The organism is Pseudoalteromonas denitrificans DSM 6059 (genome assembly GCF_900112265.1).
In the GTDB taxonomy this organism is placed as follows: Bacteria; Pseudomonadota; Gammaproteobacteria; order Enterobacterales; family Alteromonadaceae; genus Pseudoalteromonas; species Pseudoalteromonas denitrificans.
In genome coordinates, this window is sequence record NZ_FOLO01000119.1 from 1 (window position 1) to 1528 (window position 1528).

3 protein-coding genes are annotated in these 1528 nt (G+C 37.0%); 2 read left to right on the forward strand and 1 reads right to left on the reverse strand.

The genetic code is table 11. The annotated features are described in order from the left end of the window. Positions 1-209 (forward strand): hypothetical protein (locus BM088_RS28215; RefSeq protein WP_218156565.1); only part of this gene is annotated, 209 nt, incomplete at its 5' end. Here BM088_RS28215 and BM088_RS26855 read toward each other — a convergent pair. Beyond that, positions 206-925 carry an SDR family oxidoreductase gene (locus tag BM088_RS26855; protein ID WP_091992004.1) on the reverse strand — a complete coding sequence of 240 codons (720 nt, stop codon included), beginning with the start codon at positions 923-925 and terminating at the stop codon, positions 206-208. The two genes, BM088_RS28215 and BM088_RS26855, sit on opposite strands and share 4 nt — an antisense overlap. A gap of 149 nt (positions 926-1074) precedes the next feature. Here BM088_RS26855 and BM088_RS26860 point away from each other — a divergent pair, with 149 nt between their 5' ends. Next, positions 1075-1449, forward strand: coding sequence for a LysR family transcriptional regulator (locus BM088_RS26860; protein ID WP_245763943.1), 375 nt, complete (start codon positions 1075-1077; stop codon positions 1447-1449). The last annotated feature ends 79 nt before the right edge of the window (positions 1450-1528 follow it).

Genomic DNA, 1528 nt, shown 5'->3' on the forward strand with positions numbered 1-1528 from the left:
TTCAAGTTCAGCTTCTGCTTCATCAAACAGGTCATCCTGAGCTGGGTGAGCCTCACTACTACGGCCAAACCGCTTCTGTTGTGCCAGACGGAATTAAAAAGGGGTCAAGTCACTTGCTTCACAATACTTTTTATAACATCTTCCATTTCCCACTATTCTTCTACGACTTTCAAAAAGCTCTGAACCCTATCAGAGCTTTTTTGGATTAAGCTTGTTGTTTTGTGGCTGCCACAACAATTTCTCGAATACATACATTTTGAGGTTGGTTATAAGCAAATATAACTGTTCTTGCTATATCGTCGGGGCTAATAGCACCGCCCATGCTGTCTTTCCAAGACTCATATCCTGCTTTAATGTTATCTGATGTTGTATGAGATAATAATTCTGTTTCAACAGCACCAGGCGCAATTGTAACCACTCTTACATTTGAGTCGGCGACCTCTTCTCTAATATTTTCAGATATTGCATGAACCGCAAACTTAGTACCACAATATGCCGCATGATCACCAAATGTTTTACGCCCAGCTATTGAGCTAATATTAATTATGGTGCCAGTATTAGCTTGTATCATAGGGGCTAACACAGTTTGCATGCCATTTAATAAACCCATTACGTTTACATCAAACATTGTTTGCCATTGTGCAGGTGCTTGCTCACTCACCTGGCCTAATAACATTACCCCTGCATTATTGATTAAACAGTCTACAGGCCCATAAAGCGACTGTGCTTTTTCAACCGCAGCTTCAAATGTGGCTTTGTTAGTAATATCAACTTGCTCACATAATGTATTTGGTAAATTGAGTGCTTTTAATTTATCTAACCTGCGGGCAATTAATAAAAGCGGATGCCCTAATTCACTAAAGTGTTTTGCAATTGCTTCGCCAATACCTGAACTTGCCCCTGTTATTACGATTAATTTTTTCATACTTGCCTCTGCTTATTTATCTGTTTTGTTTTGATGTGGGCATTATATGGAGATGCTTATTGTTGATATATAACCCAAAAGTAATATCATTGTTTACATATAAGCTCTAATTGTTTTGGCATAAATTCAGACTTGGATGCAAATAAAAAGTGTTGATTAAAAAAAATATAAATTTAGAAGATATAAGAGCGTTTGCATTGATTGCCCAACATGGCAGTTTTACTGCAGTAAGCGAATTATTATTGTGTTCTCGTTCTCATTTATCAAAACAACTTAATAAGTTAGAAGCTAGCTTAGGTGTTAAGCTGATCACCAGAACAACCCGTACTCAAAAGTTAACTGAGCAAGGAAAGTTATTTTTCGAGCAAGTAAGCCAAGGTTTATTAACAATAGACAATGCAATTTCGCACGTGGTTGAAAGTTCAAGTTCAATATCGGGCATATTAAATATTAACTGTGTTGGCGGTATTATTGGTGAGGAGGTAATCACTAAACTAATCAATGATTTTACTAGGGGCTGTTGATCTTTGTTTGAATTTTGTGCGTAAGTGACAATCTCGTATAATTCACTTCGCCAAAACCAAACTAAACGAGATTGTCATG